This window comes from Streptomyces sp. NBC_00490 (assembly GCF_036013645.1).
GTDB classification, from domain to species: Bacteria; Actinomycetota; Actinomycetes; order Streptomycetales; family Streptomycetaceae; genus Streptomyces; species Streptomyces canus_F.
In genome coordinates this window covers 1,106,025-1,129,585 of sequence record NZ_CP107869.1, presented here as the reverse complement: position 1 = coordinate 1,129,585, position 23,561 = coordinate 1,106,025, and the positions used below count along the sequence as shown (strand labels likewise).

At 71.7% G+C, this 23,561-nt stretch carries 22 protein-coding genes, 1 tRNA gene and 2 pseudogenes; 19 read left to right on the top strand and 6 right to left on the bottom strand.

Translation table 11 applies throughout. The features are described from left to right. Nucleotides 1-63: 63 nt before the first annotated feature. The 12 genes from OG381_RS04995 (at nucleotide 64) to OG381_RS04940 (ending at nucleotide 11,867) form a co-directional block, all read left to right on the top strand. Nucleotides 64-1,314 carry a sedoheptulose 7-phosphate cyclase gene (locus OG381_RS04995; RefSeq protein ID WP_327714873.1) on the top strand — a complete coding sequence of 417 codons (1,251 nt, stop codon included), beginning with the start codon at nucleotides 64-66 and terminating at the stop codon, nucleotides 1,312-1,314. Continuing rightward, nucleotides 1,311-2,375, top strand: a complete 1,065-nt coding sequence (locus tag OG381_RS04990) for a 3-oxoacyl-ACP synthase III family protein (RefSeq protein WP_327714872.1) — start codon at nucleotides 1,311-1,313, stop codon at nucleotides 2,373-2,375. The genes OG381_RS04995 and OG381_RS04990 overlap by 4 nt, the downstream gene beginning before the upstream one ends. Continuing rightward, entirely contained in the window at nucleotides 2,372-3,580 is a 1,209-nt protein-coding gene (locus tag OG381_RS04985; protein ID WP_327714871.1) for an MFS transporter, read from the top strand. The genes OG381_RS04990 and OG381_RS04985 overlap by 4 nt, the downstream gene beginning before the upstream one ends. Further along, the gene (locus OG381_RS04980) at nucleotides 3,580-4,572 is read left to right on the top strand and encodes a zinc-dependent alcohol dehydrogenase (RefSeq protein WP_327714870.1); all 993 of its coding nucleotides are present in this window, start codon (nucleotides 3,580-3,582) and stop codon (nucleotides 4,570-4,572) included. Before OG381_RS04985 ends, OG381_RS04980 begins: the two co-directional genes overlap by 1 nt. Continuing rightward, complete coding sequence (locus tag OG381_RS04975) at nucleotides 4,565-5,380, top strand: SDR family oxidoreductase (protein ID WP_327714869.1); 816 nt, start codon at nucleotides 4,565-4,567, stop codon at nucleotides 5,378-5,380. Before OG381_RS04980 ends, OG381_RS04975 begins: the two co-directional genes overlap by 8 nt. Then, nucleotides 5,377-6,276 (top strand): NADP-dependent oxidoreductase, encoded by a 900-nt coding sequence (locus OG381_RS04970; protein WP_327714868.1) that lies wholly within the window; start codon nucleotides 5,377-5,379, stop codon nucleotides 6,274-6,276. Before OG381_RS04975 ends, OG381_RS04970 begins: the two co-directional genes overlap by 4 nt. A 100-nt stretch (nucleotides 6,277-6,376) precedes the next feature. After that, nucleotides 6,377-7,243, top strand: a complete 867-nt coding sequence (locus OG381_RS04965; protein WP_327714867.1) for a VOC family protein — start codon at nucleotides 6,377-6,379, stop codon at nucleotides 7,241-7,243. Continuing rightward, a complete protein-coding gene (locus tag OG381_RS04960; RefSeq protein ID WP_327714866.1) occupies nucleotides 7,240-8,097 on the top strand; it encodes a TIGR03619 family F420-dependent LLM class oxidoreductase in 858 nt (285 codons plus the stop codon). Before OG381_RS04965 ends, OG381_RS04960 begins: the two co-directional genes overlap by 4 nt. After that, nucleotides 8,094-8,789 (top strand): HAD-IA family hydrolase, encoded by a 696-nt coding sequence (locus OG381_RS04955; RefSeq protein ID WP_327714865.1) that lies wholly within the window; start codon nucleotides 8,094-8,096, stop codon nucleotides 8,787-8,789. The genes OG381_RS04960 and OG381_RS04955 overlap by 4 nt, the downstream gene beginning before the upstream one ends. Further along, a complete protein-coding gene (locus OG381_RS04950; protein ID WP_327714864.1) occupies nucleotides 8,786-9,793 on the top strand; it encodes an ROK family protein in 1,008 nt (335 codons plus the stop codon). The genes OG381_RS04955 and OG381_RS04950 overlap by 4 nt, the downstream gene beginning before the upstream one ends. A gap of 41 nt (nucleotides 9,794-9,834) precedes the next feature. Continuing rightward, nucleotides 9,835-10,953, top strand: a complete 1,119-nt coding sequence (locus OG381_RS04945; protein WP_327714863.1) for an alcohol dehydrogenase catalytic domain-containing protein — start codon at nucleotides 9,835-9,837, stop codon at nucleotides 10,951-10,953. Nucleotides 10,954-11,144: 191 nt separating this feature from the next. Continuing rightward, complete coding sequence (locus OG381_RS04940; RefSeq protein ID WP_327714862.1) at nucleotides 11,145-11,867, top strand: dienelactone hydrolase family protein; 723 nt, start codon at nucleotides 11,145-11,147, stop codon at nucleotides 11,865-11,867. A gap of 114 nt (nucleotides 11,868-11,981) precedes the next feature. Here OG381_RS04940 and OG381_RS04935 read toward each other — a convergent pair whose 3' ends face one another. Next, nucleotides 11,982-13,307, bottom strand: a complete 1,326-nt coding sequence (locus tag OG381_RS04935; protein WP_443061871.1) for an AI-2E family transporter — start codon at nucleotides 13,305-13,307, stop codon at nucleotides 11,982-11,984. Between the two features lie 249 nt (nucleotides 13,308-13,556). On the opposite strand from OG381_RS04935, the gene OG381_RS04930 reads away from it, so the two are divergent. Then, nucleotides 13,557-14,639 (top strand): acyltransferase family protein, encoded by a 1,083-nt coding sequence (locus OG381_RS04930; protein WP_327714860.1) that lies wholly within the window; start codon nucleotides 13,557-13,559, stop codon nucleotides 14,637-14,639. Between the two features lie 205 nt (nucleotides 14,640-14,844). Here the strand turns inward: OG381_RS04930 and OG381_RS04925 are convergent, their stop codons facing one another. After that, on the bottom strand, nucleotides 14,845-15,252 hold the full coding sequence (locus OG381_RS04925; protein ID WP_327714859.1) for a hypothetical protein: 408 nt from the start codon (nucleotides 15,250-15,252) through the stop codon (nucleotides 14,845-14,847). Between the two features lie 171 nt (nucleotides 15,253-15,423). Here OG381_RS04925 and OG381_RS04920 point away from each other — a divergent pair, with 171 nt between their 5' ends. Then, complete coding sequence (locus tag OG381_RS04920) at nucleotides 15,424-16,968, top strand: CYTH and CHAD domain-containing protein (RefSeq protein WP_327714858.1); 1,545 nt, start codon at nucleotides 15,424-15,426, stop codon at nucleotides 16,966-16,968. Nucleotides 16,969-17,027: 59 nt separating this feature from the next. Here OG381_RS04920 and OG381_RS04915 read toward each other — a convergent pair. Beyond that, nucleotides 17,028-17,655 (bottom strand): annotated as a pseudogene (locus tag OG381_RS04915) (ABC transporter ATP-binding protein). 188 nt (nucleotides 17,656-17,843) lie between these two features. On the opposite strand from OG381_RS04915, the gene OG381_RS04910 reads away from it, so the two are divergent. Together OG381_RS04910 and infA are read left to right on the top strand one after the other, a co-directional pair. Next, nucleotides 17,844-18,635: a GNAT family N-acetyltransferase gene (locus OG381_RS04910; protein WP_327714857.1), complete on the top strand. Its 792-nt coding sequence runs from the start codon at nucleotides 17,844-17,846 to the stop codon at nucleotides 18,633-18,635. Further along, nucleotides 18,632-18,856, top strand: a complete 225-nt coding sequence (gene infA, locus OG381_RS04905; protein WP_327714856.1) for a translation initiation factor IF-1 — start codon at nucleotides 18,632-18,634, stop codon at nucleotides 18,854-18,856. Before OG381_RS04910 ends, infA begins: the two co-directional genes overlap by 4 nt. Before the next feature lie 100 nt (nucleotides 18,857-18,956). Here infA and OG381_RS04900 read toward each other — a convergent pair whose 3' ends face one another. Then, a complete protein-coding gene (locus OG381_RS04900) occupies nucleotides 18,957-19,577 on the bottom strand; it encodes an SMI1/KNR4 family protein (RefSeq protein ID WP_327714855.1) in 621 nt (206 codons plus the stop codon). Between the two features lie 127 nt (nucleotides 19,578-19,704). On the opposite strand from OG381_RS04900, the pseudogene OG381_RS04895 reads away from it, so the two are divergent. Further along, nucleotides 19,705-20,609 (top strand): annotated as a pseudogene (locus OG381_RS04895) (aminoglycoside phosphotransferase family protein). Nucleotides 20,610-20,691: 82 nt separating this feature from the next. On the opposite strand, the gene OG381_RS04890 reads toward OG381_RS04895, so the two are convergent. Further along, a tRNA-Met gene (locus tag OG381_RS04890) sits at nucleotides 20,692-20,768 on the bottom strand. Nucleotides 20,769-21,030: 262 nt separating this feature from the next. Here OG381_RS04890 and OG381_RS04885 point away from each other — a divergent pair. After that, nucleotides 21,031-21,669 (top strand): dihydrofolate reductase family protein, encoded by a 639-nt coding sequence (locus tag OG381_RS04885; protein WP_327714854.1) that lies wholly within the window; start codon nucleotides 21,031-21,033, stop codon nucleotides 21,667-21,669. Here OG381_RS04885 and OG381_RS04880 read toward each other — a convergent pair. Next, nucleotides 21,641-22,828: a serine hydrolase domain-containing protein gene (locus OG381_RS04880; RefSeq protein ID WP_327714853.1), complete on the bottom strand. Its 1,188-nt coding sequence runs from the start codon at nucleotides 22,826-22,828 to the stop codon at nucleotides 21,641-21,643. The genes OG381_RS04885 and OG381_RS04880 overlap by 29 nt on opposite strands. A 146-nt stretch (nucleotides 22,829-22,974) precedes the next feature. Between OG381_RS04880 and OG381_RS04875 the strand changes: the two genes are divergently transcribed. Then, the gene (locus OG381_RS04875) at nucleotides 22,975-23,430 is read left to right on the top strand and encodes a hypothetical protein (RefSeq protein WP_327714852.1); all 456 of its coding nucleotides are present in this window, start codon (nucleotides 22,975-22,977) and stop codon (nucleotides 23,428-23,430) included. Nucleotides 23,431-23,561: the final 131 nt, after the last annotated feature.

Sequence of the window (23,561 nt, the reverse complement as noted above, 5' to 3'; positions counted from 1 at the left end):
GGCGCGGCGACAAAGTGGTCGCCGCCCACGACGCACCATGCCTGCACAGCGTGAGGACTCCACATGCACAACAGTGCGTCTTACACCGACGGCCTGACCCGCCGTCACTCCGCCTCCCCCACCTGGACCGTGGAGGCCGTCAAACAGGTCCGGTACCACGTCGTCGAGGCGTCCGGCCTGTTCGACACCGACAGCACCCTGCTGTTAACGGGTTGCGCGGACGCGGCGCTGCGACCCGGCGACCGGCGTCTCGTCGTGATCGACTCCACCGTCCAGGAACTCCACGGGGAGCGCATCACCCGCTACTTCGACCATCACGGCATCGCGGTCACCCTCCTTCCGGTACGCGCGGACGAGAGTGTCAAGCGGTGGAACCTGGTGACGGACGTGGTCGACGCGATGAACGACTTCGGCATCGACCGCAGACGCGAACCGGTGATCGCCATCGGCGGCGGCGTCCTCCTCGACGTCGTCGGACTCGCCGCCAGCCTGTACCGGCGCGGCACCCCCTACATACGGATACCCACCACCCTGGTGGGCCTGGTCGACGCCGGGGTCGGCGTGAAGACCGGGGTCAACTACGGGCAGGGCAAGAACCGGCTCGGCACCTACGCACCGGCCGTGGCGACCTTCGTGGACCGCTCCTTCCTGAGCACCCTCGACGCACGTCACCTCTCCAACGGGCTGGCGGAGATCCTCAAGGTGGCACTCATCAAGTCGGCGGAACTCTTCGATCTCCTCGAGGACTTCGGGCCGCTGCTGATCGAGGACCGCTTCCAGGGCAGCACCCCCGCCCTGGAGACGGCGGCCCGCCGGGTCGTCTCCGAGGCCATCCACCTGATGCTGGAAGAACTCCAGCCCAATCTGTGGGAACAGTGCCTGGAACGGTGCGTCGACTACGGGCACACCTTCAGCCCCACCATCGAGATGGAGGCGCTGCCGGAGCTGCTGCACGGTGAGGCGGTCGCCGTCGACATGGCGCTCACCACCGTGATGGGGCGGATGCGCGGCGATGTCACCGAGCACCAGTCCGAGCGCGTACTGGCGCTGATGGACCGGCTGCGACTGCCGCTGTGGACCGAGGTGCTGGCCCGGCCGGGAATCCTGGACGGCGCACTCGCCGACACGGTGCGCCACCGCGACGGGCAGCAGCGGCTGCCGCTTCCGGTCGGCATCGGCCACCACCGGTTCGTCAACGACGTCACCCCCGAGGAACTGGACACCGCGCTCAAGGAACTCGACACCGCACGACGGCGAACGGGGCAGAACTTCGCCTCCGAGGCCGGACTCGTCGGGGCCGGTGAGGCAGCGTGAAGTGGGAGAGCCTCTACGTCGAGGGCTTCGGCTCCTATCTGCCCGAGGAACGTGAGTTCGCCGCCGAGATGGTGGCCGCGGGACGGTACAGCCAGGTCGAACACCGCAAGACCGGACAGGTGTCGGCAGCCGTGGCCCGCCCCGAACGCGGCGAGAGCGCCCCCGAGATGGCGGCGGCCGCCGGACACGCCGCCCTCGCGGACGCCGGGACCGACCCCGCCGACATCGATGTCCTGGTCCATGCGGTGGTGCTGCACAACGGCCTGGAGGGCTGGAACTGCGGCGCCTATCTGCAGAGCGAGCTCGGCATAGAGGAATGCATACCGATCGAGATACGCACCGCCTGCGCGGGCGCCGTCGTCGGCATGGAACTCGTCGGACGCTGGTGCGCGGGCTCCGGCAAGGGCATGGTCACCGCCTCCGACGCCTGGCAGCTGCCGCTCTTCGACCGCTGGGCCTCCGACAGCGGACTGGTCTACGGCGACGGCGCGGGCGCCCTGGTCCTCGGCCACGACGGCGGCCCCTTCCGGATCCTGTCCACCTCCGTGGTCAGCGACCCGCTGCTCGAGCGGATGCACCGCGGAAACGATTCGATGGCGATGCCCTACTACGGCTCCGGCGCCCCCATCGACCTGCGCCAGCGGGTCGCCGCATTCGCCGAGACCCGCAGCACCGAGGAGTTTTGGACCCGCAACACCGCCGCCCTGTCACGCTGCGCCGAGACCGCGCTCGCCGACGCCGACACCGCCCACTCCGACATCGCCCACTGGTTGGTGCCGAACTTCGGCCGGATCCTGCTGCGCAAGCAGTGCTTCGGCCCGCTGAAGATCGACGCCGACCAGACGCTGGCCGCACGCGGCTGGGAGATCGGGCACACCGGCGCCGCCGACCCGGTCGTAGGCCTCGACCTGCTGCGCCGCTCCGGTGCCCTCAACCCGGGCGACCGGCTGCTGCTCACCGGCATAGGCGTCGGATTCACCTGGGGCTGCGCCGTCCTGGAGTACACCGGCGCGCCCGCACCCACCAACGACACGAACGAGAAGAAGGGGAGCGTCCGTTGACCGCCACCACCAGCACCGAGACGCCAACGCCCGCACCAGCGACGGGCACCAACGCCGCCGTCCTGTGGATGCTGCTCGCCGTCTTCGGCGTCGGCACCGTCGAGTACCTCGTGGCCGGCGTCCTCCCGGACATCGCGGGCGACGTCAACGTGTCCGACGCCACCGCCGGACTCCTGGTGACCGTCTACGCGGTCACCGTGATGATCGGCGGTCCGCTGCTCACCATCGTCACCACCCGCGTGCCGCGCACCGCCCTGATCATCGGCTCCATGGCGGTCTTCGTCATCGGCACCCTCGGTACGGCACTGGCGAACAGCTTCGCGCTCCTGGTCGTCTTCCGGATCATCACCGCCCTGCCGCACGCCACCTTCTTCGCCCTGTGCCTGGTCCTCGCCACCTCGCTGGTGCCGCCGGAGTTCCAGGGCCGGGTGATCGCCCGGGTCTCCCTCGGCCTGAACCTGGCCACCGTGCTCGGCGTACCGCTCGGCACCCTGATCGGCGGCGAGTTCGGCTGGCGGACCTCCTTCGTGGTGGTCGCCGTCTTCCAGACCCTGGTCACCGTGGGCCTGGTGGCCGTCACCCGGCGCGCCCCCGCCCGCCCGGCCGGATCGATCTCCGCCGAACTCACCGTCTTCACCCGCCCCGCGGTGTGGGCCGCGCTCACCCTGACCGCGCTCAGCCAGGCCGCCCTGTTCGTCGTCTTCACCTACATCGCGCCCTACCTCCGCGACTACACCGGCTTCTCGTCCGGCCACGTCACCCTGCTCCTCTTCGTCTTCGGCATCGGCTCGGTGGTCGGCAACCAGCTCGGCGGACACTTCGCCGACCGCTCCATCGACCGCACCCTGCTCGTAGCGCTCGGCGCGCTCACCGTCGCCCTCGGCCTGCTGGCACTCTTCGGCTCGAGCACCTGGTTCACCGCACCCTGGCTCTTCGTCCTCGGCGCCGCCGGCTTCTCGATCATCCCGCCGCTGGCCTCCAAACTGATCAGCGCGGCGAGTGAGGCCCCCAACCTCGCGGCCACCGTCAACATCGCGGGCTTCCAGCTCGCCAACGCCGCCGGCGCCTGGATCGGCTCGGCCACCCTCTCCCTGGGCGCCTCGCTGGCCACGCTGCCCGCGGTCGGCGCCGGTCTCGCCCTGGCAGCCGTCCTCGCCCTCGTTCTGGGCACCCGCCGCACCTTGGCAGCAGGTGAGGGCCGTTGATGCGGGCCGCCGTCATCGACAAACCGCACACCGCGACGCTGGTGGAGACCGACCGACCGGCCGCCGGACCCGGCGAGGTCCTGGTCAGGATCGCCTACGTCGGCCTGTGCGGCAGTGACCTGGAGCTCCTGCACGGAACCTCCCCCTACCTCGCCGACGGACGCGCCACCTTCCCGCACCGGTTCGGCCACGAATGGGCCGGCACCGTCGAGGAGTTCGGCCCCGGCGTGACCGGACTGCGCCACGGCGAGGTGGTCACCGGCTCCACCATGATCCCCTGCCAGTCCTGCCGCTCCTGCGCCGCCGGCCACCGCAACCTGTGCACCGAGCTGCGTGAAGTCGGCCTGTACGGCTGGACCGGAGCCGCCGCCGAGTACCTGGTCATGCCCCGCCACGCCCTGGTCCCCTTCGGCCCCGGCACGGAGCAACCGCGCCCGGAACACGTCCTGGTCGAACCCCTGGTCACCGTCCTGGAGGCGGTCCACGCGGCCGACCCGCGGCCCGGGGACCAGATCATGGTCATCGGCGCGGGCACCATGGGCAGCCTCGCAGCCGCCGTCCTCGCCCGGTACCCGGTGACCGTCGACATCGCCGAACCCGGCACCGTCGGCCACCTTCCGGCCGGCAGCTACCGCGACCGGGTCACCCGCACCGACGACGCCCCCACCGGCTACGACCTCGTCCTGGAGTGCTCGGGCGCCCCCGGCACCCTCAACGCCGCGCTCGACCGGCTGCGCCCCGGCGGCCTGTGCCTGCTGGTCGGCGTCCCCGCACAGGCCGAGACCGTCGACGCCGCCCGGATCACCCTGGACGGCCTGCGCATCGCCGGAGTCCGGCACGGCGTCGACCACTACGCCCGCGCCGTCGCACTCGTCGACGAACTCGCCGCCGGTCTCGTCGACCAGGTGATACCGCTCGCCGAGGTCGCCCGCGCCTTCGACGTGCTCCAGCACGGCCGGACCCGGCCCAAGGTGGTGCTGAGCGTTGCCTGACCTGCACACCACACTGATCACCGGCGCCAGCAGCGGCATCGGCCGGGCCACCGCCCGGGCACTCGCCGGCCCCGGCCACCGGCTGCTTCTCGGCTACGCCACCGGCGAGGACCGGATCCGCCAGGTCGCCGAGGAACTGCGGCGCACCACCGGCGCCGAGTGCGTTCCCGTCCGGGCCGATCTGCGCGACCCGGAAGCCGCCGTCGACAGCTGCATGGCCGCCGTCGAGCGGGCCGGACGTATCGACTGCCTGGTCAACAACGCCGGCATCAACGACCGCAGCGCCGCCGACGCCCTGGAACTGAAGCGGGCCGACGAGGTGTTCGCGATCAACACGCTCGCTCCCATGACACTCGCCTCCGCGGTGGGCCACCACATGATCCGTGGGGGCGTCCGGGGCAGCATCGTCAATGTCACCTCCGTCCACGAGACCGTCCCCATCACCGGCGGCGCGCTCTACTGCGCCAGCAAGGCCGCCCTGGGCATGATCACCAAGGTTCTCGCCCTGGAGTTCGGCCAGTACGGCATCAGGGTCAACTCCGTCGCCCCCGGTGAGACCGCCACCGCCATGAACGGCGTCCACGACGAGGCCACCTACCGGTCGATCTCCCGCCCCGACATCCCGCTCGGCCGCCCGGCCGGAGCCGAGGAGATCGCCTCGCTCATCGCCTATCTCGCCGGACCCCGCTCCGGCTACCTCACCGGCACCTCGGTCCTCGCCGACGGCGGACTCGCGCTGACCGCGGCGGAGGCCAACGCCCGCCACGCCTTCACCACCGTCGCTCCGAAGGAGAACTCGCCGGCATGAAAGCCATCACCTTCCACCGCACCGGCGACCCCGACGTCCTGGCCTTCGACGAGGTACCCGAACTGCCCGTCGGACCGCAGGACATCCGCGTCACCGTCACCGCGGCCGCCGTGAACCCGGTCGACCTCAAGACCCGCTCCGGCTTCCTCACCCTGAACCTCACCTACCCGTCCGTACCCGGCTGGGACGTCTCCGGCGTCGTCACCGAGACCGGCAGCGAGGTCACCCGGTTCACCGTGGGCGAGCAGGTCATCGGCATGGTCGCCCAGCCGGCCCACCGCTACGGCACCTATGCCGAACAGGTCACCGCCGACGCACGCCTCTTCGCCCACGCCCCGGCCGGCCTTCCGCTGCAGGAGGCCGCCGCCCTCCCGCTCGCCGGACTGACCGCCGTCCAGACCCTGGCCAAGCTCACGCTGCCGGCCGGCGCACCCGTACTCGTCACCGGCGCCGCCGGCGCGGTCGGCCGGATCGCCGTCCAGCTGTTGCTCGCCGCCGGACACCCGGTCGACGCCCTGGCCCGGACCGGCGACATCGCGTCCCTGCGAGACCTCGGCGTCGGCACCGTGCACACCCGGACCGAGGATCTCCCCGACGCCACCCACACGGCTGTCGTCGACACCGCGGGCGTGGCCGCCGCGATCCGCGCGGTCGCCGACGCAGGCCAGTTCGTCTCCATCGACGACAACCCCCAGCCCGCCCCCGAGCGCGGCATCACTCCCGGCAAGAGCTACGTCGACGAGAACGGCGACCAGCTCCAGACCCTGAGCGACCTGGTCGCCGCAGGCCGCCTCACGGTGCCGACCGGCCGCCGCTACCCGCTCGCCGACGCCGCCCGCGCCCACCACGACTTCAGCGCGGGCGGCCTGCGCGGCAAGGTCCTGCTCCTGCCGTGACCCACCCGCACCCGAGGCCGCTCACCGTCCGGAGCCCGGCCAAGGCCACCGGCAGACGCTTACCCCCGGCCCCGACCCCGCTCCCCGAAGGAACCCCCACATGACCACGGCCCAAGACACCCCCCTGACCTCACCCCCCGGCACCCGCCCGCCGGCCCACCGGATCACGGTGGCGGTACCGGACGTCGAGGAGGCCACCGCCTTCCTCGCGGAACTGGCCGGGCCCTCGGCCGTGGACCGGGACGGCGGCGCCGGCGTCGTCTCGTTCTCTCCCGGCATCGAGGTACGCCTCGTACCGACCGCGCCCGACAGCACCCACGACACCCCGCCCCGGCTGGTCGACATCGGCACCAACCACCTCTGCCTGCGCGTCGGCGACATCGAGGCGGCCGTCGCCCACCTGGAACAGCTCCCGGGAGTCGACGTCCTGGGCGACATCATCACCATCCCCGAGGGCCCGATCCGCGGAAACCGCTGGATCTACTTCCGTTCCCCCTGGGGCACCCTCTTCGAACTGCAGCAGTGGCCCGACGTCCCCGGGTACGCCGACACCACCGCCGAACGCCTCCACCACGACCAGCGGCCGGCCGACGACGCGCCCCTGCCCACCCTGCTCGGCCTGGACCACACCGGCTACAGCGTCCAGAGCCTCGACGCCACCATCGACCACCTCGTCACCCACCACCGGGCACGGGTCGTCCTGCGCACCGAGATCGCCGCCGACCGGGCCTTCATGCGCCGCCAGTTCGACCTCGACGTCGAGGGCACCTCGGCCATGGCCATGGTCGTCGTCGACGACGCCCTCAACCTCGAACTCTTCGAGCACGGCATCCCCGACCGGCGACCGCCGCGCTCCGTGGACCGCCTCGGCGGCAACCTGCTCGAACTCCACGCCCAGCCCCAGCCGGCCCCCACGGCGCACCACGCCGCCTTCGGACTCACCCTCCCCGAGCCGGTGACCCCATGAAATTCGGCATCAACCTGCCCAACTTCGGCCCCCAGATGACGCCCGAGGGCATGCTCGCCTGGACCCGCGAGGCCGAACAGCTGGGCTTCGACACCGTCCTGGTCTCCGACCACCTCGCCCTCACCGACGACGCCCACCGGCGCTCGCCCGCCCCGTTCCACGAGAGCCTCGCCACCCTCTCCTGGCTGGCCGGGCAGACCGAGACCATCCGTCTCGGCGCGGGTGTCCTCATCGCCTCCCACCGCCACCCGATCGCGCTCGCCCGGGCCACCGCCACCATCGACGGACTCAGCGGCGGCCGCCTCGTCGTCGGTGTCGGCGTCGGCTGGGCCCCGCGCGCCTTCGACGTCCTCGGTGTGGACTTCCGCAGACGCGGCGCCCTCACCGACCACACCCTGGACGTCCTGGTCGCGGCATGGACCTCCGACACCGTCACCCACCGCGGCCACCGGGTACACACCGCACCGCGGCCCGTACAGGACCCGCACCCGCCGCTGTGGATCGGCGGCAACGGACCACGCGCCCTGGAACGCGTCAACCGCGTCGGCACCGCCTGGCACCCGCTCCACCCCAGCCGGCAGCTGTGCGCCCACGCCGCCGGGGCCCTCGCGGACGGCAAGCAGTTCGCCCCGAGGATCTTCTTCCTGCCCACCACCACCCCCGCCGACCCGGACTCCCGCCCGCTCGGCTATGGCACCCCCGACCAGATCCGCGCCGACATCGCCTTCCTGCGCGACCTCGGCGCCGACCACGTGATCCTCGACACCGACCCCGGCGACCAGCGTCTGCGCAGGCACTGGAAGGAAGACCTGGAACTGATCAGGCTCGCCGCACACACCCTGGAGATCGGATGACCGCCCCGCGCGCCGTGACGGCCCGCGCCCTGCTCTTCGACATGGACGGCACCCTGGTCGACTCCGCCGACTCCATCGACCGTGTCTGGCGGGCGTTCGCCAACCGCCACCGCCTCGACGCCGCCACCGTCCTCGCCGCGCTGCCCGGCCGCACCGCCCCCGACATCGTCGCCGGGCTCCTCCCCGCGGCCAACCTGTCCACCGTCAGCGCCGAAGTCGCCTGGATCCGGGAACGCGAGGAGGCCACCGCCGACACCGTCACCGAGATCCCGGGCGCGCGACGGCTGCTCACCTCCCTGCCCGCGCGCACCTGGGCCGTCGTCACCTCCGCCTCCCGCACCATGACCGAACGCCGCCTCACCGCCGCCGGACTGCCGCTGCCCGCCGTCGCCGTCTGCGCCGACGACGTCCGAGCCGGCAAACCCGACCCCGAGGGCTTCCGTGCCGCCGCCCGCCTCCTCGACGTGGACATCACCGACTGCCTCCTCTTCGAGGACTCCGCCCCCGGACTGCTCGCGGCCCGCCGCTCCGGCGGCACCCCCGTCGCCGTCGCCGCCCCCCTCGCCGAACCTGCCCCGTACCGCGTCGACGACCTCACCGCCGTCACCGCCCGCGTGAGCGACGGCCGTATCCACCTGGAGATCCGGCAGGCGCGGGCACACGCCGAACCGGCAGAGGGGATACGGCTGTGAGCACGCGGACCGTCACCCAGGACCGCGAGGACCAGGTACGTACGCAGGTCGCCGTCGACCTCGGAGGGACCTGGCTGCGGATCCGGACCGGGTCCGGCGAGACCGTACGGCTCCCCGCGCCCAGCATCCTCAACCGGCCCGGCGAGGGCCCGGCGGCACTTCTCGAGCAGCTGATCGAGACCCTGGCCGACATGGTGCCGGCGGACGCGCGGGTGGCGATGTCCTGCGGGGCCGCCATGGACGAGGAGCGGGGCGTGCTGCACGGCTCGGGCCCGCTGTGGGGCGGTGGCCCGGACCGGCCGGTCCCGCTCCGCGCGCTGCTCATGGCCCGCCGCCCGGACGTCAGCTGGCACCTGTTCAACGACGTCACGGCCGGCCTCGCGAGCTTCGTCGAGCGGTTCGCCCGCCCCCACCACCGGCGGGCCGTCTACCTCACGGTGAGCAGCGGCATCGCCCTGCGCACCGCCGACCTCACCGAACACCGCGTCCCGGTCGACGCCCACGGCATGCAGGGCGAGGTCGGCCACCTCCCGGCCGTCTCCAGCGCACCCGCGGCCGTCCGCGCGCTGACCTGCCCCTGCGGCGGCACCGGTCATGTCGCCGCCCTGGCCGCCGGACCCGCCCTGCCGCACGTCGCCGCCGCGCTCGGCATCGAACGTCCCGAGGACATCCGCGACACCCTCACCGCCCGGCTGCGGAGCGGCGACCCCGCCGCCCTCCGGCTGCTCACCACCGTCGTGGAACCCGTCGCCGAAATCGTGCGCATGCTGCGCTGCCTGGATCCCCGTATCGACCTCATCGGCATCGGCGGCGGCTACGCGGAAGGCCTCGGCGAGGCCTACCGCGCCGAACTGGTCCGCCAGGTCAGCGAAGTGCGGAGCTACGCCGACCGGGACACCGACCGGCCGGGAGAGGTTCTGCGGCTGTGCCGCCCCGGCGAGGTGGATCCCCTGGCGGGCGCCGTCGCGCTCTCCCACGGCGCACTGACCGTCACCAAACACTGAGACCAGCCCTGTTGAACCGCCAGCCCCTCCGGAAGGACCCCATGCCGGCCACGGCCACCCACCGCGCGATCGTCCGCCACGGCACCACCTGCCGTATCGAAGAGGTCCCCACCCCGGACCCCGGCGAGGGCGAACTCCTGCTCGCACCCGAGCACGTGAGCCTGTGCGGCACCGACATCCAGATCCTGCGCGGCGACCGCGACGACCCCTCACCCGTCGTCGGCCACGAGGGTGCCGCCCGAGTCGTCGCCGCCGGACGCGGCACCGTCGGCTTCGCCCCCGGCGACCGGGTGCTCGTCAACCCCACCCACCCCGGCGACCCGTCCTTCCTCCTCGGCCACAACGTGCCGGGCCTCTTCCAGCAACGCGTCCTCATCGGCGCCTCAGCCGTCCGCGGCGGCCTCGTCTCCCACCTCCCCGAAGACCTCCCCGCGGCCCGCGCCACCCTCGTCGAACCGTTCGCCGTCGTCCGCTACGCCCTCGCGTGCCTGGCCACCTCGGCCCCCGACACCCTCGTCGTCCACGGCGACGGCCTGACCGGCAACCTCGCCGCCCTGCTCGCGCCCCGCTTCCTCTTCCCCACGGTCCGTGTCGTCGTGGTCCACCGCACCGAGGCCGGCCTCAAATGGACCCAGACCCACGCCCCTCACGCGGTGAGCGTCCTCGACTCCGACCCCCTCGACCGGCACGTCACCGGCACCGCCGCGCTCCTCGTCACCACCCACCGCGGCGGAACCGTCCCCGCCGTCGAAGCCGCCGTCACCGCCCTCGGCGAGCGCCTGGTCGCCATCCACCCCCTCGGCGGCGTCCCGCCCCGCGCCACCACCCCCTTGCTGCCCGGCGTCGACCTCGACGGCGTCCGCCGCGCCAACACCGGCGGCCCCTGGCCCCCGGCCACCACCACCTTCACCCGCCCCGGCCTGCGCGTCACCCTCAGCGGCAACCGCGGCGTCACCAACCCCCAACTCCTCGCCGCCGCCGAAGCCCTGCGCACCGACACCACCGCCGACCCGCTCCTCACCCACGTGCTGACCCTGGAGCCCGGCGTCGACCACCTCAACCGGATCATCGGCGACCGCACCCGCCTCGTCGACGACGAACTCGTCATCCGCCTCGTCATCGACCTGGGGAACGACGCCACGCACCAGGGAGCCGGATGAGAGCGCGGCACTCTCGCGAAAACCCGTTGGCGGACCGCGGCGGCCGCTGCTACCTTCGCGGAGGCCGTGCCAGAGACGAGGAGGTGGTACCCGTGAACGCAGTATCGACATGGGTGCTCCCCTCCGGGGCCGCGGTCGGACGATAGGTCGTCCGGGAGCGCCGTTCCAGCGCATTCCCGAAAGGCACGACCATGCGATTCACTTCCGAGCAGCGCCTCGACGAAGGCGTCCTCGAACGCGAATTCACCCTCGGCGAGATCCCCGGCACCCTGTGGACCCCCGAATCCACCGAACCGGTCCCGCTGATCCTCATGGCCCACAACAACGGGCTGCCCAGGAGCCAGGACCGGCTGGTGGCCCGGGGCCGGCACACCGCGGCGAACGGCTACGCGGTGGCCACCATCGACGCCGCCGAGTGCGGCGACCGGCCCCGTTCTGCCGCAGGCGAGCAGACCCGCGCCGACCTGCGCCGGGCGATGCAGGCCGGCGAGCCGGTCGACGAGATCTTCGAATCCCTCGTCGGCCCGCTGGTCGAGAACGCGGTCCCGGAATGGCGGACGACTCTGGACGCCCTCCTGGCGCTGCCCGAGATCGGCGGCCCGGTCGGGTACTCCGGGTGGATGGCCCTCGGTATCCGGCTGGCGGTGGTCGAGCCGCGCATCACGGTCGCCGGCTTCTTCGCCGGGGGGTTCGTGCCCCGCGCCCAGCGCGAGGAGGCCCGCCAGGTCACCATTCCGCTGCTGCTCCTGCTGCAGTGGGACGACGAAGGCAACCCGCGGCAGCGCGCCCTGGACCTGTTCGAGGCCTTCGGCACCAAGGAGAAGACGCTGCACGCCAACATGGGCGGACACACCGGCACCCCCTGGTTCGAGGGGGAGGACGCGAACCGGTTCTTCGGCCGGCACCTGAAGTGAGGCCGGGCCGCCAGGCAGGCATCGGACGGCAGTCCGTCCCGGCTTGACCGCCGCCGTCGAGGACAGGCCCCGGCCCTCCTCGATGGCGGCACCCGGCCGGCTGGACGACAGCGGTCACGGACGGGCGCTGTCGACGGTGGACGAAGGCTCCCCGACCGGGGGCTGCTCGCCGTCCGCCTCTGAGGAGCGCTCTGCCGAGGCGGCGGGTGCCGGTTCTGCGGCCCGCTGCCTCGGCCACCTCCTGCCGCGCCCACCGGCACCCGTACCGGAGCCCCTGCTCCGGCGGCCTTCGACGCGAGGGTCGTCCGTGACGTCGTAGCGCTTCACGTACGCCCCGAGGAACGCCTGGAGCGTGGCGACCGCGGGGATGGAGATCAGGGCGCCGGCGGCTCCGAGGAGGGCGGTGCCGGCGATGACCGAGCCGAAGGCGATCGCCGGGTGGATGTCGACGCTCCTGGCGGTCAGTTTGGGCTGCAGCACGTAGTTCTCGAACTGCTGGTAGATCACGACGAACACCAGCACCCACAGCGCGTACCAGGGGTCGACCGTGAAGGCTATGAGCATGGGCAGGGCGCCCGCGAGATAGGTGCCGATGGTGGGGATGAACTGCGACACCAGGCCCACCCACACGGCGAGCACCGGCGCGTAGGGAACGCCCAACGACTCCAGCAGGATGTAGTGCGCTATGCCCGAGACGAGCGCCATCAGGGCGCGTGAGTAGATGTAGCCGCCGGTCTTGTCGACGGCGATTTCCCAGGCGCGCAGCACTTCGGCCTGTTTGGCGGGCGGCAGGACGGAGCAGAGCGCGCGGCGCAGGCGGGGGCCGTCGGCGGCGAAGTAGAACGCGAACAGAGTGACCGTCAGCAGTTGGAAGAGGCCGCCGACGACCTGGGCGGAGACGTCCAGGACACCGGTGGCGCCGTTCTGGACGTAGTTGCGCAGCCAGTCGGAGCGGAGCAGGCCCTCCTGGACGTCCACGCGCCTCAACTGGGTGTTGAAGTGGGTGTTGATCCAGCTGATGACGGAGTCGAGGTAGGCCGGGAAATCCTCGACGATCTTGATGACCTGCTCGGCGAGCATGGAGCCGAGCAGCGTGACGAAACCCGCCGTCACGACCACGAGGCCGAGGAAGACCAGGAAGGCCGCCAGTCCTCTGCGGACTCCCCGGGCGGCCATCCGGCTCACCGCGGGCTCGATGGCGAGCGCGAGGAAGAACGCGATGAGGATGTTGAGCAGCAGGCCGAGGAGTTGGTGAAAGGCCCAGTCGGCCAGTTGGAACACGGCGACCAGGGCCAGCGCGAGCACCATGGCGCGCGGCAGCCAGCGCGGCATCCGCGCACCGGGCCAAGGGGCTTGCCCGGGTGGAGGCTGGGGGCTCGGCGCCGTGTCGGATGCGGATGCGTTCGGTGCGTCCTGCGCGGTCTCGTCTGTGCGTGCCACCGGGCAAGTCTCGCCCACGCCCCCGTGCGGCCGGACGCCGCCCCGGCCATGAGGGGAGGATGAGAAATTGTGTGACCCCGCCGCACCTGGGCAGACGCGGCCGTTATGAGCACCCCACATGCGAGCACGGTGGACGAGGCCACGGAGCAGAGCCCGGGTGTGCGAGCGGAGCCTTCGCTCGCCCCCTCATCGGCGCAACCGCGCAGACATGCGGGGCGGGGCTTTTCGTCGGCGCCGCGGGGTGGGCGGGTGGCGGGGCTGGACGGACTGCGGACGGTCGCCGTGGTGCTGGTGATCGTGTATCACGTGGGGCCGGACCTGGTGCCCGGAGGGTCGGTGGGCGTCGACGTCTTCTTCACGCTCAGCGGATTCGTCATCACCCGGCTGCTGGTCGCCGAGTACGCCCGTACCGGTCGCATCGGTCTGGGGGCGTTCTACCGGCGGCGGTGGCGGCGGCTGGGGCCCGCCATGCTGGCGATGTGTGCGGTCACCGCTCTGCTGTCCGTGGCGCTTCCGCTGCCGCTGTTCGACGGTGCGTGGGCGGCGGCGGCGCTGGCCGCGGTATCGGTGGTCAATCTCGTACGGGCGGGGGAGGCCGGGCCGTACTCGGACCTCACCACCTCACTTGCCCACACCTGGTCCCTGGGGGTGGAGGAGCAGTTCTATCTGGCCTGGCCGCTCGTGCTGCTCGTACTGCTGCGACGCGCGGCGGCGCGGACCGTGCTGGTCTGGGTCGCGGTGCTGTGCGTGCTGCCGGTGACCTGGCGGACGATGCTCTGGGACCCGACGGCGGCGCACCGCATCTACAACGGCCCCGACACGCGCGCCGACCAGCTCCTCGTGGGGGCTCTGCTGGCCGTCGTCCTGGCCCGACTGCGGGCGGACGACCCCCGGCTGGCGCTGCTGCGCCGCTGGGCGGGACGGCTGTGCGGGCCCGCGCTCGCACTGCTCGGGCTGATCGCCTGGCAGATCCCGATCACCGGAGCGAGCCGATGGAACCCTGTCTGGTACACGGTCGGGTTCCTGGCCACCGCCGTGGTGTCGGCCACGGTGGTGGCGGCACTCGACCTGTGCCCGCGGTCATGGCCCACCCGTCTGCTGTCGACGTCCGCGCCGGCCTGGGTCGGACGCAACCTCAGCTACGGGATGTACCTGTGGCACTACCCCGTCATCCGGCTGCTCGCCGACCTCGGCGTGCACGGCGACCGGCTGCTTCCCGCCGGCCTCGCGGCGACGGCCGTGGCGGCCCTGGCCTCGTACGCCCTCGTCGAACGGCCCTTGCTGCGACGCGACCCGATCCGTGTGCGTCGATGGGAGCCGATGCCCACTTGAACGCTCTCGCTCGCGATACGGCTTCGTCGTCCGACTCGGTTCCCTGCCGGTGCTCGGCCATGGCGCTCCTGCTCGTACGGGCCGCTGATCTGCGGACCCGGGGCATCGGAGCGGACGATACAGATCCCTTGACCGGACGCTCGGCAGGGGCCGCCGCCCCCATCTCCCGGGAGCGCGGCGACGGTGCGCGGGAACGCCAAGGTGGTCAGGTGTTGCGTGAACCGCCGCAGGCTCGGCGTCGCCGAACCGTGTACGCACCGGCCAGCGCAACGGCCCCGGCGACAAGGCCGACGCCGAGCACCACCTCGAAGTCGGCGGGTCCCGTGCCGCCTCCGACGCCGCCTTGGACGCCGCGGGTGGGCAGAGCGGTGACCGTCGCCGCGGCCGCGGTGCTCCTGTGGGGGAGGATCTCGCAGGCGATGCCGTCGTCCGGTCCCTGGTCCTCGTCCAGGCGGTACGGGTCGCTGGGGTTGCGGTCGAACTCCGCTTGCGCGTCCTCCTGATAGGCGAAGTCAACGCAGTCCAGGTCGGCTCGAGCGTGTGCGAGACCGGTGAGCGGGCCGGTGGCGAGGATGACCGTCGCCGCGAGGACGCAGGTGGTACGTATGCCCATGAACATCTCCTTGAGGGTGGTGGTCGTCACCGTGACCCTAGGAACGCAGCCCGTGTCCGGCGCGCGCTGCTGCGCTGAATGGCGGCGCGAAGCCCGCTCGGCTGCGGCTTCCGGGCCGGGATGGGTGGACCTGCGGTGTTTGTTCGGCGCCCAGGCGTGTACGTGTAGAGAATGACCGAGTCGCAGCAGGAAACAGAGCGCAAGTACGAGGCCCCGTCGGCTGACGACACGACCTGGCTGCCCGATCTCGCCGGTGTGGGCGGGATCGCGTCCGTCGTGGATCAGGGCACCGAGGATTTGGACGCCGTGTACTACGACACCGTCGACCTGCGTCTGGCCGGCGCCTCGGTCACGCTCCGCAGAAGGACGGGCGGGACGGACGCGGGGTGGCATCTCAAGCTGCCGCTGTCGGGAGACAGCCGGGAAGAGGTGCGGGCCCCGCTCTCCGACACCCTTCCGGACGCGCTGCGCGAGCTGGCTCTCTCCCGTACCCGGGGGGCGGAGCTGCGGCCGGTCGTCCGGATCCGTTCCACTCGTGGTGTGCGGCAGCTCGTCGGTGCGCAGGACGCCGTTCTCGCCGAGCTGAGCATCGACGCCGTCCGTGCCGAGGCACTGCTGGCCACCGGCACGCGCGCCGCCTCCTGGACCGAGATGGAGGTCGAGCTCGCCCAGGACGGTGATCCGGCCCTTTTGGACGTCGTGGACAAGACGCTGCGCAAGAGCGGCGTGCATCGTGCCGACTCCCCGTCCAAGCTGGCCCGGGCCCTGCAGGAGACGGCGGTCGGAGCGCCCCGGGTGGCGGACGAACCCGCCGGAGAGACCGTGGCCCGCGGATCCGCCGGCGAGGCGGTCCTCGGTTATGTGGCCGAACGGATCCGCACCCTGGTGACGCTGGACCCCGCCGTACGGCGTGACGCGCCCGACTCCGTGCACAAGATGCGCGTCGCCACTCGACGGCTGCGCAGTGTCCTGCGTTCCTACCGTCCGGTCCTGGACCGGAAGACCACCGATCCGCTCCGCAAGGAGCTCAAGTGGCTGGGCGGTGAGCTGGGCGCGGAACGCGACCAGGAGGTCCTACTGGAACGGCTGAGCACGAAGATCGACGCGGTGCCAGCGGAGTTGGCCTTCGGGCCCGTTTCGGCACGGCTGCAGATCTGGGACGCCGACAGGAGTTCCAAGGCCCGGCGGCGCACTCTCGACGCCCTGAACTCGGACCGCTACCTGGCCCTTCTGGACTCACTGGCAACGCTCACGGAACGGCCCCCGCTCCGCGCCAAGGCCGCCCGGAAACCGAAGAAGGTCATGGCCAAGGCCATCGTGAAGGAGTACGGCCGGCTGTCCGCCCGCATGGAACACGCGCTGGACCTCTCGCCGGGCACGGATCGCGACAGGGCCCTCCACGAGGCCCGCAAGGCGGCCAAACGGACGCGGTACGCCACGGAGCCGGCGCGCGCCGCCCTCGGAAAGCCCGCCAAGCGCCTCGGCAAGCGGGTCAAGGCTGTCCAGAAGGTGCTCGGGGACCACCAGGACAGCGTCGTGGCACGGGACGCCCTGCGGAAGATCGCCCTGGCAGCCCACGCGGCCGGCGAAACCGGCTTCGTCTGGGGTCTGTTGCACGGACAGGAGCAAGCCGTGGCCGACCGGCGCGAACGGGAGCTACCGGCCGTATGGGCCGACGCGTCGCGGAGCGGCCTGCGCAAGGCGCTCGACCATTGAGCGGGGCCGCACGCCGGTAACTCGGCCGGTGGCGGCCGCCGCGGTCGTCAGCAGGCGTCTCATGAGGGTGTGGTGAGCCTTTCGCTTCGCGGGTGGTGCCGGCCGACGGCGCGGGTGCGCAGCCGGCCCGTGACGGGGTCGGTGTCGACTTCGACGCGGATGCCGTACGTGTCGGTCAGCCGCCGCGGTGTCAGGACGTCCTCGGGCAGGTCCTCGGCGATGAACCGCCCCTCGTGAAGGAGCGCGATCCGGTCGCCGACAGCCGCGGCCTGGTCCAGGTCGTGCAGGACGGCACCGACGGCGATCCCGTGCTCGTCGGCTCGTCGAGAAGCAGTACGCCGGTCTCCTGCGCCGGACAGGAGGCGAGCCAGACGCGCTGGAGCTGCCCTCCGGACAGATGCTCGACGCCGCGCCCTTCGAGTTCCGTGACGCCCGTCATGGCGAGCGCGCGGTCCACCGCCGCCCGGCCGTCCGGATCCGCCCTGCCCCGGCAAGGCCGTCGACGTCCGTGTCGACGACGAGCGTCGCGAACCGGGGCCGCTGAAGCCGCGCGAGGGTACGCAGCAACGTCGACTTCCCGCTCCCGTTCGGTCCCACCCGAACGGTCACTTCGCCGGGCCGCAGCGCCAACGCCGCGCCCTGCACGACCTCGACGCCCCCGTCGCCAGGATCGCGGCACAAGCTCAAGGAAAAGGCTTTGAGCGAGCCCGCACCCCGCTGCTACTTTCGCGGTGGACCGTGAAGTCGTCGTATGGAGGTGAGCCCCGTGAACACAGTTACCCATGGGTGCTCCCCCAACCCGTCACGGTCCGGCGGCTGACGTTCGGTGTCGCCAGGAGCGCCTGAGATCGAGGCACTCCTGGAGGGAGACTCCGATGAACACAAAACCTTTCACCTCTGGCCTGGGCGAGAACGCCGTGATGATCACGCGCGTCGCGGACAGGCAATGGCACGCACTCGATGACGACCTGGTGGTCGGTCGCGGGCACGCGGTGCACCGGCCCGACGGACGCTTGTTCGTCAGCATCGACGCCTGGCACGACGCCACCTTCGACCGTCTCGCCGAGGCGATGCTGACGCAACTGCCCTCCCCGCTGCACACGGTCGTCGACGAAGCCGACGTCGACCTGATGGCCGGCTGGCGGCGGGCCGGGTTCACGATCCGGCGCCGCGAGTGGGAGTACGCCGTACCGACCGACCCGCGTGCCACAGGGCTCGGCGAAGTCCTGCCGCCGCCGGGCGTGACGATCGTCCCCGCCGGTCAGGCGGACGAGGACCTGCTGAGGGCGGTGGACCGCGCGATCCGTGACGAGGTCGAGGCAACCGTCGGGTGGCAGTCGATGCCCGCGGAGGTGATCCCGCGCCCCGCAGGCGACACCGTCGTCGACCCGTCGAAATACGCGGTCGCCGCGGCGCCCGGCCGCTACCTGGGCCTGATCCGGGTGGTGACGGTGATCCGGCCGCGCATCGGACTGATCGCGGTCCGGGCCGGCGAGCAGCGCCGCGGCATCGGGCGGGCACTGCTGGCCCACGCGCTGGGGACGCTGCACCGTTCGGGGTTCACTGAGGCCTGGACCGAGGTCCAGGAGTCCAACCACGCGGCCGCGGCGCTGTTCGAGGGCATCGGCGCCCGGCCGATGAGCAGCAACCTGGAGCTGGCGCGATGACGAAGAACAAGAACGTCATCGAAGTCGAGGGCAAGGTCGTCGAGTGCCTGCGCAGCGCCATGTTCACCGTGCAGCTCGAGAACGGTCACCAGGTGCTCGCGCACATCAGCGGGAAGATCCGCAAGAACTACATCAAGATCATGCTGGAGGACCGCGTGCTGGTGGAGCTCCCGCCGTACGACCTGACGCGCGGCCGGATCGTGTTCCGGTACCGGAACTAGCGGCAGCCGGCACCTTCCGCGACAACTGATCCCGAGGCCCCGGTCACCGCGCTTGCGTGACCGGGGCCTTGACGACGGCCCGGGTTCGCGTCCCGTCGCCTCAACTCTCCGGGGCTTGCGACCGCACAGACGTCCGGGCCCTGGCACGGGGACCCCAGGAGGTGTTGGCCACGGTCGCAGGGGAGGTGAGCCCCAGAGCGGCGTTGTCCTTGCCCTCCCGCATGTGGTCCAGCCAACGTTCGTACCAGGCGAGGAAGTCGGAGGCCGAGGAGACGTTCGGGGGCCAGAAGCCGTCCGCGTTGCCGACGAGGACGCGGCCGGTGAGGGGACCGGTCACGCCGATGAGGCACAGGTCGGTGCCGCCCATCTCGACGATGTGGAGGAACAGGTCGCCTCGCAGCGCGTCCGGATGGCTCACGTGATGGAATCCCCGCGCGGTGCCGTCCGGAGGCTGCCGGTCCATGGTGTACAGCCTGCACTCCTCCAGCGGAAGCAGGCCGCCGAAAGGGCCGGCACCGCTGCCCCCGAGCTCGACAAGGAACGCTCGGTAGGCCGACGGCAATGCGATGTGGTGTTCGCCCTCGAAGGCGTCCACCCGCGCGGCCCTGATACGCGGGCCGACGCGAAATCCGTGACACTCCGCGCCCGACGAATAGCTGCGCTGTACCTGGTACGGCACCTTCGCCAGCTTGGAGCGTATGCGCGATATGCGGGAGTCCATCGGAGGATCTCTTCTCTCGTCCGCCGCCACTGTACGGCGGAACCGGAACGACACGAGCGCTTCGCGAGCCGCTGACGGAGGGTGGCCTCGCGAACGGCGGATCCCGCCCCGGCTACGGTTTCCTCGCATGACCCATACCGAGATCGAGATCACGGCGGAGCTGGTCCGGGGCTTGCTGCGCGACCAGCATCCCGACCTGGCCGATCACCCTCTGAAGCTCGGCGCGCGGGGGTGGGACAACCAGCTGTGGCGCCTCGGTGACGAGCTCGCCGTCCGGTTGCCCTGGGCAACGCAGTTCGCGGACGACCTGCTGCGCAAGGAGCACACCTGGCTGCCGGCGCTCGCCCCGCACCTTCCGCTGCCGGTCCCGGTCCCGCAGCGCCTTGGCGAGCCCTCCGAGCGGTTTCCGCGCCCCTGGATCGTCACCACCTGGGTGCCGGGCGAGCCCGCGGACCGTGCCCCGGCCACACGTGCCGTGGAGGCGGCAGACACCTTGGCCGCCTTCCTGACGGCCCTGCACCGACCCGCGCCCAGCGGGGCGCCCGCCGGCCGCGACCGGGGCGGGCCGTTGGCCGACCACGCCGAGGGGTTCGCCAGGATGTTCGGCTCGGCCACCGAGCTGGGGCTGATCCGCGACCCGGACGCCGTCCGCGCGGTCTGGGAAGACGCCGTCGCGGCCCCCGACTGGGCGGGTCCGGACCTGTGGCTCCATGGCGACCTGCATCCGGCCAACGTGCTCACCGCGGACGGCACCATCTGCGGTGTGATCGACTTCGGTGACCTCTTCGCCGGCGATCCGGCCTGCGACCTCGCCGCCCCGTGGATACTCCTGCCGGACGGCGCCGTCGACCGCTTCTACGACACCTACCGCCCGACCCCGGACGCCGCGACCGCGGCTGGGCGGTGCTGCGTGCCCTCGCCTGCATCCACATCGCGGACGCCGGCGTCCACGGCCGCCCCGGCGGCAAGCCCACCTGGGGCCCACCGGCCCACGCCGCACTACGCCGCTTGACCGCGACAGTCCACCGGTGACCCCACCCCGGCTGAGGTGACCTGGGTCCGCAGGGCGGAAACGACTGCGGCCCCCTTCCGGAAAGGAAGGGGGCCGGGTCACTGGTAGCGGGGACAGGATTTGAACCTGCGACCTCTGGGTTATGAGCCCAGCGAGCTACCGAGCTGCTCCACCCCGCGTCGGTACCCACAGCCTACGCCATCCAGGGGGTGGAGATTTACCAGCGCCCCGGCGTCATGGCGAGGGCCCGGTCGGCACCCCAACAGGGCCGCAGCCAGACGGAATTGAGCGACCCGGTGACGCCCTTCGGCCGGAGCCGGAGGCTGTGTGCGGGGCAGCGATGTGGTCCGCCGCAAGAAAATGTGCGCGCCGATGTCGATCCCGGCAGGCTGTGTTCGACGCAGGGGTGAGAGAAGGCCACCAACACGAGAGGTGAAGACCATGCCCAAGGTCCGGGTACACAACGTGACGATCTCGCTCGACGGCTTCGTCGCCGGCACGAACCAGCGGCTCGACGCCCCCTTCGGTGACGGCGTCGGCTGGGGTGACGAGCTGCACAGCTGGTTCATCTCCGCGATGGAGGACACCGCCGCGGGCAAGAGCGGAATCGATGTCGATTACTTCGTCCGCGGCGACCAGAACATCGGCGCCACGATCATGGGGCGGAACATGTTCGGGCCGCAGCGCGGGCCGTGGGAGGACGAGTCCTGGAAGGGCTGGTGGGGCGACAACCCGCCCTACCACCACGACGTTTTCGTGCACACGCACCATCTGCGCCCGAAGCTGGAGATGGCCGGCGGAACCGTCTTCCACTTCACCGACGAGCCGGTGGAGACGGTGCTGCGGCGTGCGTTCCACGCCGCGGACGGCAAGGACGTCCGGATCGGCGGCGGCGCGGCGGTCATCCAGCAGTACCTGCGCGCCAGGCTGATCGACGAACTCCACTTGGCGGTCGCGCCGATCCTCATCGGACGTGGGGAGCGGCTGCTCGAGAATCTGGGGGAGGGGATCGACGGCTACCGGGTCGCCGAGTTGGTCGGCTCCCCGACCGTCACGCACGCGGTCCTGGTCCGCCGCTGACACGCCCGGCACCGGTGGTGGCGTGCCCTATCCGGTCGGCGATGTCCTGTGTCAGCTCGACGTGACCGTCCTCAAGGTTCCACTTTCCCTTGCGGTAGGCCTGGTTACTCACCCAGAACACCATCGTCTCGTCGCGGTGGAACTCCGCGACGGTCGCCAGGGACCAGTCGTTGCCCCCGTCGTGCCAGCCGAACCGGCCTTCGTCGGAGTCGATGACGACCCAGCCGTATCCGTAGGCGCCGTCCACCTCGGGCACCCGCACATGCGGGGCGAACAGCTTCTGTTTCGCGGCGGTGGACAGGACGGTTTCGCCGGTGAGGGCGCGGTGCCAGCGGAACATGTCGCGGGCGGTGGTGAGCATGCCGCCGTTGCCGCGCAGATTCCAGTACGGCCCGTCGGGCGCCCACGGGTGGTCCATCGGCCGTCCCTGGGGGCGTCCGTTCCGGTCGTACTCGACGGCGACCTGCGCGCGCTTCCAGCCGGGCAGCACGTAACCGGTGCGGGTCATCCCGGCGGGTCGGAACAGGTGCTGGGCGAGGAAGTGTTCGTAGCTCTGCCCGGAGACCTTCTCGACGATCGCGGCGAGCAGGCTGTAGCCGAGGTTCGAGTAGTGAAACTCCTCGCCGGGACCCGACTGGAGTGGGGCCTTCATCGCCTGGGCCAGCATCTGCGCGCGGGTCAGCGGGTCGTAGTCGTCGCCGAGCGACTGGGGCAGACCCGCCGTGTGGGTGAGGAGCTGGTGCAGGGTGATGTCCTTCTTGTCGTCGGGCACGCGCCCGAGATGCCTGCCGATCGGGTCCCCGACGTGGAGCTTGCCGTTCATCTCCAGCTTCAGGATCGCCGCCGCGGTGAACTGCTTCGTGATCGACATGACGTCGTACACGGTGTCGCAGGTCGCGGGGGTCTTCGCGGCGTGGTCGGACAGTCCGCGCCCCGCACAGTGCGTGAGCTCGTCCCCGCGGGCCGTGGCCACCGTGATGCCGGGCCCCTCGGGGAGTGCCTCATCGAGGAAGCGTTCGACGGCCGGGTCGATCGGGTCCCGCGCCGTGGCGGCTGCCTCTTTCCCGCCGCCGGCCCCTGTTCCGGCCACGGTGTGGACATCCGAGCACCCGACGAGTGCGAGCACGAGCAACAGCACGAGGGAACCGGGACGAGTCACACATGCCTCCAAGTCAACGACGACGACAGATGTGAGCCGAGGCTGACCGCCGCTCCCGGCCCTCTTCAACACAGGGGCTGTGCGAGCTTGTGCGAGTTCCTGTACGCGCAGGTCAGCGCGGTCCACCTAAGAGGAGGGACACCCCTGTGACGCCACCGCCCGTGCCGGACCCCACCGCCGGAGAGGCCGCGTTCATGGCCGAGTTGCGCCGTCTCAAGGCCTGGTCGGGCCTCAGCTACCGGGAGTTGGAGCGCGCGGCGCACGCGGCAGGCGAGGTGCTCCCGTACTCGACGGCGGCGACCATGCTCCGCCGCGAGCGCCTGCCCCGTGAGGCCGTTCTCGTGGCCTTGCTCATCGCTTGCGGCCTCGGCGCCGAGGAGACCCGGCAATGGGTGGCCGCCCGCCGGGAACTCGCGATGGGCGCACGGCCTGTCCCCGCACCGGCCCCGCAGCCGCCTGTGCGGCGAGGCCGACCGCGCCTGCTGCTCGCGGTTGTCGGCGCCGCAACGGCCGTCGCGTTCCTGGCCGGTGTGAGCGCGACGGCGATCGGCACGCTGAGTGTGCAGGAGGAGCAGACGGTGGAGTACACAGGACAGCCCTGAAGACCACCCGTGATGCCTGCCCCATGCGTGTCGATGCAGCGAGGCGTCGGGTGGCCTTCCGGCCAACTTCAGTCGGCCAACTGCCGTACTGTCCGCGACTGATGGACAGGTGACGGTCTTCCGTGTGCAAC